Genomic DNA, 16,611 nt, shown 5'->3' on the forward strand with positions numbered 1-16,611 from the left:
TAACAGAACAGTGTGTACCTTAACTTTTCTTATTCTGAACTGCTTATTTGGGGTTATATGCACTTCTAAAGCATGTCACAAAACTACTACCCTCCAGAGGGTATATCAAGCGTAGTTTTACGCATTTTGCCGCGTAGTTTCCCTCCAAATCATGTTATTGCTGTAATACTATTCTCCCGACGGTTGAAACTTTGGTATTCGTATTGCGTTAATTTCTTTACAAACTAAATTGAATTGTATGAGAAATCTGCTTTATGCCGCGGGGCTGCTGGCATTGCTGGCAGCCGGTTGCGGGCCGAATACCTCGCAGTCTACCATTACCCAGGAAGAAAAACAGGCGCAGGGAGACACGATCAACGAGCTGGTGGCTTTTCAGAAAGACATCGTGATCAGGCCGCTGAGCGGTTATTTCGTGAAGAACACCATCAAGCAGAACGACAGTATCGTTTGCTGGGTGATCAACAATCCGAAGGAAATGCAGCAGGTGTTCGGTATGGCGAAAACGGTCAACAATGTGATCGATACCGTGGATTTCAACAGCCAGCTGCTTACCGCGCTCACATTGCGCATTAGCTCGCTCGTGCAAAAGATAGAGCTGATCAGCAGCAAACAGGAAGGCAGCACGGTGGAGCTTCATTTCAAAATTTACGACGAAGAACCGACCGTCAAATCTTTCAGCATGGCCGCGGCCTGGCTGGGCGCCATCCCGAAAACCCCGGAAGTGAAGACCGTGAAATTCTACAACGGGGATAAACTGATCCAAAGCGTGGACGTAGGGTTGCTGGAAGAAGTGATGAAAGAAGACAGCACGCTGAAAAAATACTGATGAAACGAAAAAGCCCCGGAAATACTCCGGGGCTTCTTTTATGCATTCGTTTTACATGTCGTATTCAAGGTTGGGGCGAAGCCATCTTTCGGCTTCTTCCAGCGGCCAGCCTTTTCGCGCGGCATAATCTTCCACCTGGTCTTTTTCGATCTTGCCCAAACCGAAATATCTCGATTGCGGGTTAGCGAAATACCAGCCGCTTACGCTCGCCGCGGGGTACATCGCCAGCGATTCCGTGAGCGTGATGCCGGTGGCTTCCGTAGCGTTCAGCAGGTCGAAAAGTTTGTACTTCTCGGTGTGCTCGGGGCAAGCCGGGTAACCGGGCGCGGGGCGGATGCCGAGATATTCCTCTTTGATCAGCTGGTCGTTGGTAAGGTGCTCGTCTGTAGCGTAAGCCCAGAACTCCTTGCGCACGCGCTCGTGCAGCAGTTCGGTGAAAGCCTCCGCCAGCCGGTCTGCCAGCGCCTTCAGCATGATGCTGCTATAATCGTCGTGTTCTTTTTTGAAATGTTCGAGCCATTTTTCGATGCCTTCGCCCGTCGTTACGGCAAAGCCGCCGATGTAATCCTGTTTGCCGGTAGCGGCCGGCGCGATATAATCCGCGAGGCTGACGTTCGGCTGGCCCGGCGCTTTTTTGATCTGCTGGCGCAGGAACTCGAGGGGCACTTCCGCGCCGTCTATCGCCGTTACGCTCACCGTATCGTCGGCAATGGCGTTGGCGGGGAACAGGCCGATCACGGCTCTCGCTCTCAGCCATTTTTCGCTGATGATGCGTTTGAGCATTTCCTGCGCTTCGTTGTAGAGGCGGGTGGCTTCTTTACCCACCACCTCGTCTTCCAATATCTGCGGGAATTTGCCGTGCAGTTCCCAGGCAATGAAGAAAGGCTGCCAGTCGATGTATTTGGCGATCTCGCCCAGGTCGTAGTTGTCGAACACCTGGGTGCCCAGCTGTGCGGGTTTTACAGGGTTGTACGCCGCCCAGTCGATGTCTACTTTCAGCTTGCGCGCTTCGGCGATGGGCAGGTATTGTTTGACGGGTTTTTTATTCCTGAACTGCTCGTTCAGTTTGGTGTATTCCGTTTTTACGTCCGAAAGGAAGTTTTTGCTGAGCGCTTTGTTCAGCAGGTTGCCCGTTACGGTCACGCTGCGGGAAGCGTCCAGCACGTGCACCACGCCGTTTTCGTATTCCGGCGCGATCTTCACGGCGGTGTGCGTGCGCGAAGTGGTGGCGCCGCCGATCAGCAGGGGAATATCGAACTGCTGGCGTTTCAGCTCCCGGGCGATGTGGACCATTTCGTCGAGGCTCGGGGTGATAAGCCCGCTGAGACCGATGATGTCCACTTTTTCTTCGCGCGCGGCCTGCAATATCTTTTCCGCGGGCACCATTACGCCGAGGTCCACGATTTCGTAGCCGTTACAGCCGAGCACCACGCCCACGATGTTTTTCCCGATGTCGTGCACGTCTCCTTTTACGGTGGCGAGCAATATTTTACCGGCGGATTTTATCTCGCCGCCGTTCTTCGCCTGCAGCTCCAGCTTTTCCGCTTCAATGTAAGGCGTAAGCACAGCCACGGATTTTTTCATCACGCGGGCGCTTTTCACGACCTGCGGAAGGAACATTTTACCGCTGCCGAAAAGGTCGCCCACGATGTTCATTCCATCCATCAGCGGGCCTTCGATCACTTCCAGCGGGCGGGGATATTTCTGGCGGGCCTCTTCGGTGTCCGCTTCGATGTAATCGGTAATACCGTTCACAAGGGCGTGGCTGAGCCTTTGCTCAACGGTGCCGGCGCGCCATGCTTCGTCTTTTTCGACGGTTTTGCCTTTGGCCTTTACGGTTTCGGCAAATGCGATAAGGCGCTCGGTAGCATCTTCGCGGCGGTTGAGGATCGCGTCTTCGCAAAGCTCGCGCAATTGCGGTTCGATCTCGTCGTAGATCTGGATCATGCCTGCGTTAACGATGCCCATGTCCAGCCCCGCTTTGATGGCGTGGAACAGGAACACGGCATGCATGGCTTCGCGCACGGCATCGTTGCCCCTGAAGGAGAACGATACGTTGCTCACGCCGCCGCTGATCTTGGCGAGCGGCATCAGCTGTTTGATCCGGCGGCAGGCTTCGATGAACTCTACCGCGTAGTTGTTATGTTCTTCAATGCCCGTGGCAATGGCGAAAATGTTCGGGTCGAAAATGATGTCCTGCGGATCGTAGCCCACTTTATCGACAAGGATCTTGTACGCGCGGTGGCAGAAGCTCACGCGTTTTTCGAGGGTATCCGCCTGGCCGTTTTCATCGAAGGCCATTACGACCACCGAAGCGCCGTAGCTCTGGCAGATAATGGCGTGCTCGATGAACTTTTCCTCTCCTTCCTTCAGGCTGATGGAGTTCACGATACATTTGCCCTGCAGGCATTTCAGGCCGGCTTCGATCACGCTGAACTTGCTGGAATCGATCATCACGGGGATGCGGGAAATGTCCGGCTCGGAAGCGAGCAGGTTCAGGAAAGTGGTCATGGCTTTTTCGCCGTCGAGCAGCGCGTCGTCCATGTTCACGTCCAGGATCTGGGCGCCGCTTTCCACCTGCTGGCGGGCTACTGAGAGCGCTTCTTCAAAATGTCCTTCACGGATGAGGCGGGCAAATTTTTTAGAGCCGGTAACGTTGGTCCTTTCGCCGACGTTGATGAAGTTGGTCTCGGGTCTTACAACCAGCGGCTCCAGGCCGCTCAGTCTCAGGTAAGGCTTGATCGTTTGCGTATTGTTCATGCTAATTTCCTCGTTCTTCTTATGCCAGCGTAGTTTCCACTACCGGCAAGGGGCGCGGGGTAATGGTCTTTACATTTTCAGCGATGTGACGAATGTGATCGGGCGTGGTGCCGCAGCAGCCGCCGACGATATTAACGAAACCCTCGCGGGCGAAATCTTCGATGATGTGGGCCGTTTCGTGCGGCTGCTCGTCGTACTCGCCGAAGGTGTTCGGCAGGCCGGCGTTGGGGTAGCAGCTAACGTAACAGCTGGCGATGTTGGCAAGCTCTTCCACGTAAGGCCTCATCTGTGCACCGCCCAACGCGCAGTTCAGGCCGATGGAGAAGGGTTTGGCGTGCATCACCGAAATATAGAACGCTTCCAGCGTTTGCCCGCTCAGCGTGCGGCCGGAGGCATCGGTAATAGTACCGGAGATCATGATGGGCAGTTCGGGCCTGCCGCTGTCCCGGAAATATTTTTTGATGGCGAAGATCGCGCCTTTGCAATTGAGCGTGTCGAAGATGGTTTCGATCAGCAGCAGGTCCGCGCCCGCTTCCGTCAGCGCTTTCACCTGTTCGTAATATGCGTTCACCACTTCGTCGAAAGTAACGGAGCGGAAACCGGGGTTGTTTACGTCGGGGGAAATGGAAAGCGTTTTGTTGAGCGGGCCGATGGCGCCTGCAACGAACCTCGGTTTGTCCGGGTTCCGGCGGGTATAATCGTCTGCCGCGCGCCTGGCTACCTGTACGGCGGCCACGTTCATTTCATAGGCGAGGCTTTGCATATCGTAGTCTGCCTGTGCAATCACGGTGCTGCTGAAGGTATTGGTCTCGATGATGTCTGCGCCGGCTTCGAGGTATTCGCGGTGAATGGCTTCAATAATGGCCGGCTGGGTGATCGAAAGCAGGTCGCTGTTGCCTTTCACGTCTGTGTGGTAGTTGGCGAATCGTTCCCCCCTGTAATCGGATTCCTGGAGTTTGTACCGCTGGATCATGGTGCCCATCGCACCGTCAATGATCAATATGCGCTCACGGGCGCATTCCTGTAATGATTTCATGGCAATAACGTTTATTAGTTACGGTTTACAATGAACCCGGGGGCCGAACAATAAACAAATCTACCCGCGGGCATTTGCAAAGATAGAAAAGTCCTCACTAATAACCTTGAAACCTTCTTCCCCCGAACGCTGCTTTGGGGCCATAAAAATTTTGATCTCACAATTACCTGTTTATCAATTCATTAGAAACCCCTTTATTTTCTATCATCAAAATATTTTTGGATAGTCCACAAATCCTATTACATTTGTAGGGTAATACAATGGAATCAAAAAAATACAGAAACCAACCGTTTAACTTATAACACTATGGCATTCTCCTACCATCACCGCGCCGCTGCCGGTTGTTGTTCAATGTGCCGCCGGTAATTCAATCCGGGCAGGGAACACATTACAATCACCGAAAATTTTTAGTCATGAACATTGAGGACGATTTAAGGCAATTAAGCCTCCGGCTGAAAAAGCTGGGACTGGAAGAGGTCGTTGCCGAAAGAAGCGCCCTGAGCGAGTCCTTCAGGGTCGTTTATGTGAACAAAAACGCTAAAGCCGCAGCGCAGGCGGGCCTCCCGAAAGGGAGCGATAACAAGACTTCCTCTAAGCTGTAGTTGACATAATGCAACAATTGCGTATTCATAACGTGGAATAGTTACCAGAGACAGGTGTTTTCGAACACCTGTATTTTTTTGCGCCTACCTCGCCGCGCAGGCCAGCGCACAGGCGCTTACCCGAACCGCTTCTCCCGCCTGCAAAACCGCGTGGGCGCAGGCTTCCAGCGTGGCGCCGGTGGTCATCACATCGTCTACCAGCAATATATGCGCGGGGCCTTCCAGGCGCCCGGTTTTCCATGCGAACATGTTCTCCACGTTGGCCCAGCGGTCTATCCTCGATTTGCGCGTTTGCGTTTCGGTGAATGCGTTGCGCACCAGCGCGTGCGGCCATACGCGGCAGCCCAGCACTTCCGCCATGCCTTCGGCGAGCAGCGCGGCCTGGTTGTAACCGCGGTGGCGTTGTTTCATGGCGTGCAAAGGCACGGGCGCCAGTGCGGTCACGTCTTTCGCCCAGCCGCTTTCCTTCAGCTGAAAACCCAGCCTCCGGCCGAGGAAGATCGCGATATCGCTGCGTTTTTTGTATTTGAAAGCATGCACCAGCTTTTGTAAAATTCCCTGGTGATAAAAGAAGTACCCGGCCGAAACGCGCTGCATCGGCACGCGGCCCCAAAACATTCGCTCGGCGGGATTTTCAGCGGTTTTATGAAAACCGGTGAGCGGCAATTGAAGGTCGCAGCGGATGCAGAGGATCTTTTCGGTACTGCTGAGCTCGCGCCCGCATCCTTCGCAGACGTGCGGGTAAAACAGTTGCAAGAGGGCCTGCAGCATAAAAAGAAGATTTCAGGTTAACAAACAGGTGCGGCTAGAAAAGCAGGCGGTACAATTCTTCCACCCTTCCCAGCGGCACCACTTCGATATTCAATTTAGTGAAATCAAGTCCTTTTTTGTGAAACTTGGAGATAAAAATCTTTTCAAAACCCAGCTTCTCCGCTTCGGCAATACGCTGTTCGATACGGTTCACCGCCCTGATCTCGCCGCTGAGGCCTACTTCGCCGGCAAAACAATTTTTGTGCGAAACGCCGATGTCTTCAAACGACGAAAGCAGCGCTACCAGCACCGCCAGGTCGATAGACGGATCTTCGATGCGCAGGCCGCCCGCGATGTTGAGGAACACGTCTTTCACACCGAAATGAAAACCGCCGCGTTTTTCGAGCACGGCCAGCAGCAGTTGCAACCTGCGCAGGTCGAAACCGGTGGCGGTACGCTGCGGCGTGCCGTATACGGATTGTGTAACCAGCGCCTGCACTTCCACGAGCATGGGCCGAAGGCCTTCGATGGTGGAAGCGATGGCTACGCCGCTGAGCATTTCGTCGCGCTGGGAGATCAGTATTTCGGAGGGATTGTTCACCTGCCGGAGGCCAACACCGGTCATTTCATAAATGCCCAGCTCGGCGGTTGAACCAAAGCGGTTCTTGATGGTGCGCAGGATGCGGTAGGCGTAATGCTGGTCGCCTTCGAACTGCAATACCGTATCGACCATATGTTCCAGCACTTTTGGACCGGCGATGGAGCCGTCTTTGGTAATGTGGCCGATCAGGAAAACGGGCGTGTTGGTCTCTTTGGCGAAACGTTGCATTTCGGCGGCTGTTTCGCGGATCTGCGACACGCTTCCGGGCGCGGATTCGATCAGCGGAGACTGCAGGGTTTGTATGGAATCGATGATCACCAGTTCGGGCTGCAGTTTTTTGATCTCCTGGAAGATCACCTGCGTGGAAGTTTCGGTAAGCAGGTAAAACTGATCGTTGCGTATCTTCAAACGGTCTGCCCGCATCTTGATCTGTTGTTCACTTTCTTCGCCGCTGATATACAGTGTTTTAATATCCTTCAGCAACAACGCGTTCTGCAGGAACAAAGTGGATTTGCCGATCCCCGGCTCACCGCCGACCAATACGAGCGAACCCGCCACTATGCCGCCTCCCAGCACCCTGTTGAGCTCTGTGTCCGGCGTAAGCCAGCGTTTCTCTTCGAGCCCTTCAACCGCATCGAGATGAACGGTTCTGGGCGTTTTATACGCGCTGGTTGTTTCCGCTCTCCAGTCTGCCTGGCGCAACGGAATATCTTTCTGCACTTTTTCTTCGACAAAAGTGTTCCATTGATTGCATGAAGGACATTTTCCCGTCCACTTCGCTGATTCATATCCGCAGTTCTGGCAAAAAAAAGCTGTTCTGATTTTACTCATGCAACAAAGTAAAATGAAAAAAAGGAGAAGAGAATATTTGTTGCTGATTGATGAAGAGAAGGATAAAAATCCGCGTTCCTTTTTGTTGAAAAAACGCTGAAAAGAGAAAAGAGCCAACGGAAGATTCCGCTGACTCTTTCTACTTACTAACCCATTAAATTCAGGACTAAATTACTAAATGGGTTCAGAATAAAAAAGTTTATTTAATGGATGTTAATAACTTTTAAAGTGTTAATTCTTTTGGCAGTCAGTCGGCTGTAAGCCTCTATTGTAGCCTGTTTCGCCTGTAAATAATTTTCTATAAACTTTCGTAAAATATTGATAGCGAGGGATGGTAATATGCGGTTTGATATATTAATTTTTGAATATATTATAAATAAAAATAACTATTAATATTGCATGGAAAATGGGGGTTGGAAGGGTTTGTTCCGGCCAAAGTGGCAGTGTTAATTTTTTGTGCTGACAAAGCCCATGCGTAACCGGCGGGTTACATGACAATTCTGACAATTTTACCAACTGGTAAGGGATTTGATGGGAAATAAGGGTTAATTTTATGGTAGTAACCAATTCGATCAGTAAACTAAACAACGATAGATAATGACACCTGGTGTAATGATCATTTCCCTGATTTTCGTGGGCATCAGTGCGCTTGTGAGCATGCGGCTGAGGAGCAAATTCAAGAAGTACAGCGAGATCCGGACCTCTTCCGGCCTTACGGGCGCGGAGGTGGCGGAGAAGATGCTGCACGACAACGGGATCTACGACGTAAAGGTGGTGCAGGGCCAGGGCTTCCTCAGCGACCACTATAATCCCGCTACCAAAACGGTGAACCTCAGTCCTGAAGTATATGGCACGCCCAGCGTGGCGGCCGCGGCGGTGGCCGCGCACGAGTGCGGGCACGCTGTACAGCACGCCACGGCTTATCCCTGGCTGACAATGCGCTCCAAAATGGTGCCTGCGGTGCAGGTCAGCTCCTATTTGGTTCAAATTGTCCTGTTCGCGGGCATTTTGATGGTCCAGGCTTTTCCGCAGCTGCTGCTGGGCGGTATTATCCTCTTCGGCGTAACCACGCTGTTTTCCATTATTACCCTGCCGGTGGAGTTCGACGCGTCTAACAGGGCCCTGAAGTGGCTGGACAGCGCAGGCATTACATACAAGCAGGAACATGATATGGCGAAAGACGCGTTGTGGTGGGCGGCTATGACCTACGTAGTGGCGGCGGTATCTTCCGTAGTGATTTTATTGCAATATTTATTAATATATCTGGGCGCCAGCAGGAGGGATTAATCCTGTTCCCGCGGAAAAAAATTGAGAAAGGACCGCAATTGCGGTCCTTTCTATTGCCGGAAGCCCTGTAAAACCGGGCTATGAATAAGGTGTTGATAATTGTTTGTCAAAATTTTTATTGAAAATCAACTCATTACAAGCACCCCTTCCAAAAAAGTCGTCCAAACTGATGGTTATATTCATTTAACCGCTTAGCTTTGCACTCCCAAACATGGGCGAGATTAAATTTTATTCTATTAAGCAATGAATACTTTAAGCTTCAAAACAAAGTCTGCTAACGACGCTTACGTAAAGCGTGACTGGTACATCGTGGACGGTACCAACCAAACTGTGGGCAGGATGAGCGCCAAGATCGCGGCTATTCTGAGAGGTAAGAACAAACCTTACTTCACCCCGCATACTGATTGTGGCGATTATATCATCGTGATCAACGCTGACAAAGTTGTTTTCACCGGCAACAAGCTCAACGACAAGACATACCTGACATATTCCGGTTACCCCGGTGGTCAGAAAGGCGAGGCTGCGAAGGACCTGCTGAAACGCCGTCCGGAAGTAGTGATCGAAAGAGCGGTGAAAGGCATGCTGCCGAAGAACCGTCTGGGCCGTGCGATGTATAAAAAACTCTTCGTTTATGCCGGTGCGGAACATCCGCATACTGCTCAGAAACCGCAGTCTTTAACTTTCTAATCACACCTGAATAATGGAAAAACAAAAAAATACTATCGGCCGTCGTAAGGAAGCAGTTGCCCGCGTATACGTGAGCAAAGGTACCGGCACCATTCTGGTGAACGACAAGGACTATAAAACATATTTCGCGCTGATTTACCTGCAGAACCAGGTTGAAGCGCCTTTCAAGACCATTGACGCGCTCGACAAATTCGATGTTAAAGTGAATGCACAGGGTGGTGGTATCAAAGGTCAGGCTGAAGCTGTAAAACTGGGTATCGCCCGCGCACTGTGCGAGATCAACCCCGAGTTTCGCCCTGCACTGAAAGCTGCCGGCCTGCTGAAACGTGATCCGAGATCAGTTGAACGTAAGAAACCCGGTAAAGCTAAAGCCCGCAGAAGCTTCCAGTTCTCTAAACGTTAATGATTGTATCATTCAATTTTTGAACATCAATTCGATTAAAACAACATGGAAAATAATACTTCATTACAGCAGCAGTTACTGGAAGCCGGTGTACACTTCGGTCACCTGAAGAAAAAATGGAACCCGAAGATGCTGCCTTATATTTTCGCTGAAAAGAAAGGTATTCACATCATTGACCTCAACAAAACCGTTGAAGGCCTGCAGGAAACAGCGGCTGCGCTGAAATCCATCGCAAAAAGCGGTAAAAAGATCATGTTCGTAGCTACCAAAAAGCAGGCGAAAGAGATCGTTGCAGAAGCTGCAAAACGCGTGAACATGCCTTATGTTACCGAAAGGTGGCTGGGCGGCATGCTGACCAACTTCGCAACCATCCGCAAGAGCGTTAAAAAGATGCAGAGCATCGAGAAAATGCTGGCAGACGGCACTTTCGACAACATCACTAAAAAAGAGCGCCTGACGCTCTCCCGCGATAAGGACAAAATGGAAAAAGTGCTGGGCGGTATCGCTCAACTGGCACGTGTTCCGGCTGCCCTGTTCATCGTAGACATCAGCCACGAGCACATCGCGCTGGCTGAAGCAAAACGTCTCGGTGTATCCACTTTCGGTATGGTAGATACCAACTCCGATCCTACCAGGGTAGACTTCGCAATTCCCGCGAACGACGACGCTACCAAATCCATCGCTATTATCGTTAGCTACATCGCTGCAGCTATCGCTGAAGGCCTGGCCGAAAGAGCCGTTGAAAAAACCGACGAAGTAGAGGAAGAAGAAGCAGACAACAAACTGCGCAAGTTTGAGCTGGAAGGCGGCGACGAGCGCGGTGAGCGTGGACGCAGGCCTGGCGGCCCCGGTGGCAGAACTGGTGGTCCGGGCGGTCAGCGCGGTCCCGGCGGCCCCGGTGGTAACCGTGGCGGCGGCAACCGTCCTGGTGGCGGCGGCAGAAGCGGTGGCGGCAATCGTCCCGGCGGCGGTGGTAACCGTCCTGGTGGCAACCGCCCCGGCGGTGGCGGTGGATTCCGTCCCTCCGGCGCAGGCAAACCCGGCCCTGCCAGATAATTGATCAACATCAATATCAATAGTGAATCGTGAATGATACCAGTCGTTCACGATTCACATTATACCCCCCCGGTAAAAATTTTCATAAAACAATAACATATAAACTGATTATATACGATGGCAACAATTACAGCAGCTGATGTAAACAAACTGCGTCAGCAAACAGGAGCCGGAATGATGGACTGCAGGAAAGCGCTGGTTGAAACAGACGGCGATTTCGAGAAAGCAGTGGATTACCTGCGTAAGAAAGGTCAGAAAGTAGCCGCGCTGCGTTCAGACCGCGAAACCAAAGAAGGCGTTGTGATCGCAAAAACCACTGCGGACGGCAAAGCCGGCGTGGTGCTGCTGCTGAGCTGCGAAACCGACTTTGTGGCCAAAAACCAGGATTTCGTAGCCTTCGCCCAGTCTATCGCAGACCTGGCGCTGGCTAACAATGTTCAGACCGTTGAGGAACTGAACGCCGCAGCCCTGGACGGTGCTACCGTTGCCGACAAAGTGAACGACCAGGTGGCCAAGATCGGTGAAAAAATCACCCTGAGCCGCTTTGAAAGGGTTGAAGCCGCTACCGTAGTGGCTTACATCCACGGTAACTATCGCATGGGCGTACTGGTAGGCTTCAGCAAACCCGTTTCTGAAGAGACCGGTAAAGACGTCGCCATGCAGATCGCGGCCATGAACCCGCTGGCTGTAAGCGCGGAAGGCATCCCGGCCGAACTGGTTGCCCGTGAGAAAGAGATCGCGATCGAGCAGATCAAAGCTGAAGGCAAACCGGCTGAAATGGCTGAGAAGATCGCTGCCGGCAAGATCCAGAAGTTCTACAAAGAAAGCACCCTGCTGCAGCAGGCTTTCGTAAAAGACGGCAACAAATCCGTGGCCGACCACCTGAAAAGCGTGGACGGCGAGCTGAAAGTGACCACTTTCAAGCGCGTAGCTTTAGGATAATCGCTTTAAACGATACAAAAGGAGAGATGAAAAATTCTCTCCTTTTTTTTGCATATACGTATTCAGGGGATATTTTTGAGTTCGGAATTGTATATTAGCACTATTCGAGAATAAGGAGAATCAGATCTTACAATAATCATAGCTGACATGTTGCCAAAGTACAAACGAATTTTGCTCAAGTTGAGTGGCGAATCCCTGATGGGAGACAGTAATTATGGAATTGATCCGAAAGTGATATCCCAGTATGCACAGGATATCAAGGCGGTAACGGACCTTGGGGTACAGGTAGCCATTGTTATTGGCGGCGGGAACATTTACCGCGGGATGAATGAAGCGGAAACCGGTATCGAGCGGGCCCAGGGCGATTATATGGGGATGCTGGCCACCGTGATCAACGGGATGGCGATGCAGAGCGGTCTTGAACGCGCCGGTATGTATACCAGGCTGCAATCGGCCATTAAAATGGAGCAGATCGCCGAGCCGTATATCCGGCGCCGGGCCATCAGGCACCTTGAAAAAGGCCGTGTAGTGATTTTCGGAGCGGGTACGGGCAACCCGTATTTTACGACGGATACCGCGGCTTCCCTGCGCGCGATCGAGATACAGGCAGACGTGATCCTGAAAGGCACGCGGGTGGATGGCATTTACACCGCCGACCCCGAGAAAAACCCGACGGCCACCAAGTTTGAGACGATCACTTTCACGGAAGTATACCAGAAATCGCTCAATGTGATGGACATGACGGCTTTTACGTTATGCCAGGAAAACAACCTGCCGATCATCGTATTTGATATGAACAAGATAGGCAACCTGTTGCATGTGATCATGGGCAGGAATGTGGGAACGCTTGTAAAGGGGTAATTTCCTTAAAAGATATATGGAAAAGCCGGGTTGCCCCGGCTTTTTTGTTTGGTGAAGTGTTGGCCTTTCCCATCGGAATGAACATATGAATTATCACTTTGAATATTGACAACACCTCATCTCCCTTGATCACGCTCTCTTTGATGTTCTCACCGTATCCCGGGATGAATAAACAAACGCAAATGCATACACGCAGTCGCGGTTAGTTCATCAAAAAATGAACAGCGTGAACAGCCTTTTTATTGATTTTGATTCCTAAATTACATGCATCGTTAACCTGCATTCTTCATTTGCGATTCACATTACCCGGGTTGAATCTGCATCCGGGAAGGAAGTCAAAAAATATTTGTTAACCCGTTGTGACCGGAAAAAAGACGTTCACAACATATCAAGTATGTTCATGAAAAAATATCATGCAGCAAAGAAAAAACCACGGCGATACGGCAGCCCGTGACATGGACGGGAGTGTTATACCCAGCCATGACAAAGCGTTTCAGTTATTCGGCATTTGCACAAAAAGACCGGGTTCCGGCAATAAATAATTATTTGTTCATAGTTCAGCCTGGAGAATCCAAGGGGGATTTGTAATTGCGCCGGATAGCGCGCTCCGGGTGGATGGCCGGCAGGGTGATCGGTGCGGCTTACGTTCAGCATACACCAGGGCTAGTGTGTATCCGGGAATTTATGCAGCTGCTTCTTCAGTTGCAGTTCCTGAATGAACAGGTTAGGCAACGCAACGGAGCATCCCAGTACAACAACAATTATCTGCGCCGGCTATCCGCCAGGGGCCGCTATCCCGGCCAAATCCCTGGCAGCCCATGAAAAAATTCAGTCAATATCACTAATCGGCTTAAGTCATTAACAACCGGAAGAAAAGCGGGGGCTGGGTAAACGTGCGATCAAGGGATCGTCGCACCGCTACACACGGCCGGAGGGAAAAGAGAGGTCGTTATGGATTTCCAGCGGGCCGCAGGCCCCTGGGCGCCTCGAAATTCAGCCCGAAGGAGATATGATACAATGGACTGCAACCCGCGCTTCCGGTTGTTTAACACCTTGCTCAACCATGTCGGTGATTCGTTCGTACAACAGCGAACTTAGAATGAGTGAAATGCTCCGGGGGATTCTTCCCCTGGAAAATTTTCTCATGAAATGATTAGAACGAGGAAAGAGAAAAGTGAGCATGCTATTCGTGTGCTTCTTTCTCCTCACAGAAAGACAACACAATTAAATCGATGAAACAGAAAGGGTGAACGAAAAAGCGGTCACGCCATTTCGTCTTCCTCAAAAGCCGGCAAGGTATATTCAAACGTGGTATACGTTTCGCCGTCGCTGGATACGGTGATCGTGCCGTTCATCTTTTCAATAAAATCCTTGCAGATGATCAGGGCCAAACCCGCTCCCCTGCCGGTTTCCCTCGTAATGGCGCCGGGCACGCGGTGCGTGAAAATATATGGCATGTCCATTTCGGTGATGCCGCTGCCGCCGTTGGTCACGGTTACGATGATCCGGTCGCTTTTACGCCGCGCTTCGATCGTTACCGGGCTGCCCCTGCGCGAATATTTCACGGCGTTGTGCAGCAGGTTCCGGTTCACGAACTGCAGCATTTCACGGTCTACGCGAACGGTGAGGCCATAGGGAATCTTTATGTCGAGCAGCAAGGCTTTGTCTATGATGTCCGCCATCAACGGGTCTTTCGCATCGTTCCACAATTCCTGCAGCAGGTAGGGATGCGCTTTGTACTCAAACCCGGCCAGCTGCGTTTTTATCCAGCTCAATACGGTTTCGAACAGCTGGAGCGTTTCCGATGCCATAGACGAAATACTGTTGGCGATCTCCTGGAACTGCTCGGGCTTGATGTCTTTCTGCTGGAAAAGATTGGTCACGCTGATGATATGCGCAAGCGGCAACCGGAAGTCGTGCGCGAGGATCGACAACAGTTTGTTCTTGAAATCGTCGTGCCGCTGCAACTGTTTGTTTTTGTCCATCATCATGCGGTTGATCTCTTTCATCCGTTTGGCGGCCATGTGCGATTCGCGTGTGGAGCGGGAATAGACGTACACCAGTCCCACGGCCAGCAGCGTGCAGATCACGGCGAATACGATCAGCATCATGCGGTGACGGCCTTTCAGTTTATCGGAAACAAGCGTTTGCTCCTGCAATTCTTTATTCAGCCGCAAAGCACGCACTTCCTGTTCCTGGAGGAAAGATTCCATATAATCCTGCTCGCCTTGCGTGCGGAGGCCTTCCTGGTGGAGGGCTATCTCGCGGAGTACGTCGGCGTAGGGGATCGCTTCGGCGGGGCCGATGGCTTTATAATATTGGTACAGCGAAGTAACGGGCCGTACCATCAGTTTTTTGTACCCGCCGAGGATGGCCGCGTCCAGCATTTGTTTGCGGTAAATGATAGAATCCGGGGTCTGGGCGTAAGTGGCGTAAATATCCATCTGCGCGTTGGCGTAGAGGGCGAGGTAATTGTATCCTTCTTTGAGGGAATGTGCCGCGAGCCGGCGGAGATTTTCCATGGCTTTTTCCAGCCGGCCGGCCTTTACTTCTTCATGCGCGAGGAACAATCCGGTGTAGGTTATGATGCGGTCGTCGTGATACCGGGTAGCGATGTCGCGCGCTTTACCGAGCGCCCAGCGGGCGGAATCCTGGCGGAGGCTGTCTTCAGCGAATACGAGGTAATAATTGGCGAGCATGCTGGCCCATACGGAATCTTTCAGCAACCGGCCGCCTACGCCCATGGATTCTTCCATATAAGGGATGGCGAGCTCGTCTTTACCTTCATAATGATAATAGCTGCCGATGCAATACAGAGCCTGGCAGATGCCTGCCGAATCGCCAAGGTTGCGGTAACGGTGAAGCCCTTCGAGATAAAAGCGGTGGGCGAGCTTGCTGTTATTCTGAAAAGAGAAACTGGCGGCGAGGTTCATATAGGCGTCGGCGAGACCTTTATGATAATGTATGCGGGCGGCGAGGGCTTTGGCCTCGGCGGCATATACATAAGTGGTGTCCAGCTGCTGCACGAGCGAAAGGGCGCTGATGCGGTTGAGCAGGTCGGTATATTGCGCACTGTCTGTCACTTTTCCGCTATACAGGGTGTTTTTGAGAGAGCGGACGAGTTGTTGCTGGCCATGGGCCGTTGAAAAAAGGGCGATAGAAGTAAAAAGCAGCAGGATCGGCCGGAGGGTGCTCCCGTTCATGAATTTGCGGGACAGGGAGATTTTTGTCATGGTCTACATTGTGTATCCGGGGCGCACCCGGTGATAATACTAAGCGGCATCGTTTCGGAATCCATTACGGCAGCGGCTGCCTGGCGGCCGTTTCACAGCATAATTTACATAAAACGGTTGGAATTATTGGTTTCCAATATGGAGGGTTTTCTCCATATAAAATGTTAAGCAATTGCTAACACAAGCTTGTTCATAAAATGAATAAAACATCCGGCTAACTCTCTGAAAATGAACAAACTGAACAGCGAAAGATTAATGAGGGCGTAGTAATTTACAGCCTGTCATAAAATATATCGCGGTTGTTCCCCGACAGAGCATTAACACAGACCCTGACCATGAACACGCCAAAGCCCCCGGGATTCATCACCGATACGCTCCTGCACCCCAGGAGATGACAGCCAACAAAACCGTTTTCTAACCAAACCTCCTATCATATGGAAAACTTGCAAGTACACAACTATGGTTGCCAGGAACTGGATGCAACCACGACCCAGGATGTTAACGGCGGATTCCTTTCACTCGGTATCACCAACGTTAACGGCAAAATCACTATCGGCGGTCAACTCGACACCAATGCCCTGCTGTCTGGCCTTCCCGGCCTGCCTGGCACCGGCGGCGGAATTCCCGGCGTTGGCGGCCTCGGCAACCTGCTTGCCCCCGTTACCAACCTGCTGAACAGCCTCCTCGGCGGTCTCGGCGGTGGATTACTGGGCTAAGATTCCCGTAAAATCGGTTT

The 16,611-nt window shown here is 51.7% G+C and carries 14 protein-coding genes; 9 read left to right on the forward strand and 5 right to left on the reverse strand.

From position 1 onward, the window contains the following. Positions 1–238 precede the first annotated feature (238 nt). Positions 239–826, forward strand: a complete 588-nt coding sequence (locus J7I43_RS10960; protein WP_209145717.1) for a hypothetical protein — start codon at positions 239–241, stop codon at positions 824–826. A 51-nt stretch (positions 827–877) separates the two neighbouring features. Here J7I43_RS10960 and metH read toward each other — a convergent pair whose 3' ends face one another. Together metH and J7I43_RS10970 are read right to left on the reverse strand one after the other, a co-directional pair. After that, the gene (metH, locus tag J7I43_RS10965) at positions 878–3,586 is read right to left on the reverse strand and encodes a methionine synthase (RefSeq protein WP_209145718.1); all 2,709 of its coding nucleotides are present in this window, start codon (positions 3,584–3,586) and stop codon (positions 878–880) included. Between the two features lie 19 nt (positions 3,587–3,605). Continuing rightward, positions 3,606–4,622 carry a homocysteine S-methyltransferase family protein gene (locus J7I43_RS10970; protein WP_209145719.1) on the reverse strand — a complete coding sequence of 339 codons (1,017 nt, stop codon included), beginning with the start codon at positions 4,620–4,622 and terminating at the stop codon, positions 3,606–3,608. A gap of 413 nt (positions 4,623–5,035) precedes the next feature. Between J7I43_RS10970 and J7I43_RS10975 the strand changes: the two genes are divergently transcribed. Continuing rightward, the gene (locus J7I43_RS10975; RefSeq protein ID WP_209145720.1) at positions 5,036–5,224 is read left to right on the forward strand and encodes a hypothetical protein; all 189 of its coding nucleotides are present in this window, start codon (positions 5,036–5,038) and stop codon (positions 5,222–5,224) included. An 84-nt stretch (positions 5,225–5,308) separates the two neighbouring features. On the opposite strand, the gene J7I43_RS10980 is transcribed toward J7I43_RS10975, so the two are convergent. Both J7I43_RS10980 and radA read right to left on the reverse strand, forming a co-directional pair. Beyond that, complete coding sequence (locus tag J7I43_RS10980) at positions 5,309–5,995, reverse strand: ComF family protein (protein WP_209145721.1); 687 nt, start codon at positions 5,993–5,995, stop codon at positions 5,309–5,311. Between the two features lie 34 nt (positions 5,996–6,029). After that, complete coding sequence (gene radA, locus J7I43_RS10985; RefSeq protein WP_209145722.1) at positions 6,030–7,406, reverse strand: DNA repair protein RadA; 1,377 nt, start codon at positions 7,404–7,406, stop codon at positions 6,030–6,032. Positions 7,407–8,003: 597 nt separating this feature from the next. On the opposite strand from radA, the gene J7I43_RS10990 reads away from it, so the two are divergent. From J7I43_RS10990 to pyrH, 6 genes are all read left to right on the forward strand, one after another. Further along, positions 8,004–8,693, forward strand: a complete 690-nt coding sequence (locus J7I43_RS10990) for a zinc metallopeptidase (RefSeq protein ID WP_236023355.1) — start codon at positions 8,004–8,006, stop codon at positions 8,691–8,693. Positions 8,694–8,936: 243 nt separating this feature from the next. Then, positions 8,937–9,380, forward strand: a complete 444-nt coding sequence (gene rplM / locus J7I43_RS10995; RefSeq protein WP_209145723.1) for a 50S ribosomal protein L13 — start codon at positions 8,937–8,939, stop codon at positions 9,378–9,380. Positions 9,381–9,393: 13 nt separating this feature from the next. Next, positions 9,394–9,783: a 30S ribosomal protein S9 gene (gene rpsI / locus J7I43_RS11000; protein WP_074241452.1), complete on the forward strand. Its 390-nt coding sequence runs from the start codon at positions 9,394–9,396 to the stop codon at positions 9,781–9,783. A 45-nt stretch (positions 9,784–9,828) separates the two neighbouring features. Next, positions 9,829–10,839: a 30S ribosomal protein S2 gene (gene rpsB, locus J7I43_RS11005; RefSeq protein ID WP_209145724.1), complete on the forward strand. Its 1,011-nt coding sequence runs from the start codon at positions 9,829–9,831 to the stop codon at positions 10,837–10,839. Between the two features lie 117 nt (positions 10,840–10,956). Then, positions 10,957–11,781, forward strand: coding sequence for a translation elongation factor Ts (gene tsf, locus J7I43_RS11010; protein ID WP_209145725.1), 825 nt, complete (start codon positions 10,957–10,959; stop codon positions 11,779–11,781). A 171-nt stretch (positions 11,782–11,952) separates the two neighbouring features. Further along, positions 11,953–12,642, forward strand: coding sequence for a UMP kinase (pyrH, locus tag J7I43_RS11015; RefSeq protein WP_449508511.1), 690 nt, complete (start codon positions 11,953–11,955; stop codon positions 12,640–12,642). A gap of 1,262 nt (positions 12,643–13,904) precedes the next feature. Here pyrH and J7I43_RS11020 read toward each other — a convergent pair. Beyond that, positions 13,905–15,875, reverse strand: a complete 1,971-nt coding sequence (locus tag J7I43_RS11020) for a sensor histidine kinase (RefSeq protein ID WP_209145727.1) — start codon at positions 15,873–15,875, stop codon at positions 13,905–13,907. A 434-nt stretch (positions 15,876–16,309) separates the two neighbouring features. On the opposite strand from J7I43_RS11020, the gene J7I43_RS11025 reads away from it, so the two are divergent. Next, entirely contained in the window at positions 16,310–16,591 is a 282-nt protein-coding gene (locus tag J7I43_RS11025) for a hypothetical protein (protein ID WP_209145728.1), read from the forward strand. The last annotated feature ends 20 nt before the right edge of the window (positions 16,592–16,611 follow it).

Origin of the sequence: Chitinophaga chungangae (assembly GCF_017742215.1) — a bacterium.
Taxonomy (GTDB): Bacteria; Bacteroidota; Bacteroidia; order Chitinophagales; family Chitinophagaceae; genus Chitinophaga; species Chitinophaga chungangae.